Raw genomic sequence first — 240 nt, 5'->3', positions numbered from 1 at the left:
ACCAGGATGCCCCCGAAAAGGCCCGCGAGGGCCCCTTCCCGGGTGCTCCCCTGCCAGAAGAGGCCGAGAAGCCCCGCCGGGGCGAGCTGGGCCACGGCCACGAAGGAGATGAGCCCCATGCCCACCAGGGCGTAGGCCTCCCCCGCCAGGCGGAAGCAGAGGCAGGCGACGAGGAGGACCGCGAGGAGCGTGCCCCGCCGGAAGAGGAGGAGGTGCCCGAGGGCTTGGCGGCGGAGGAGG

1 protein-coding gene is annotated in these 240 nt (G+C 74.2%); it reads right to left on the bottom strand.

Translation table 11 applies throughout. The features are described from left to right. The coding region (locus MFF64_RS39195; protein WP_238194110.1) for an SLC5/6 family protein at positions 1-240 on the bottom strand (240 nt) is incomplete at both ends.

Source organism: Methylobacterium frigidaeris (genome assembly GCF_022179185.1).
Taxonomy (GTDB): domain Bacteria; phylum Pseudomonadota; class Alphaproteobacteria; order Rhizobiales; family Beijerinckiaceae; genus Methylobacterium; species Methylobacterium frigidaeris.
This window is presented reverse-complemented; position numbering and strand designations above follow the sequence as displayed.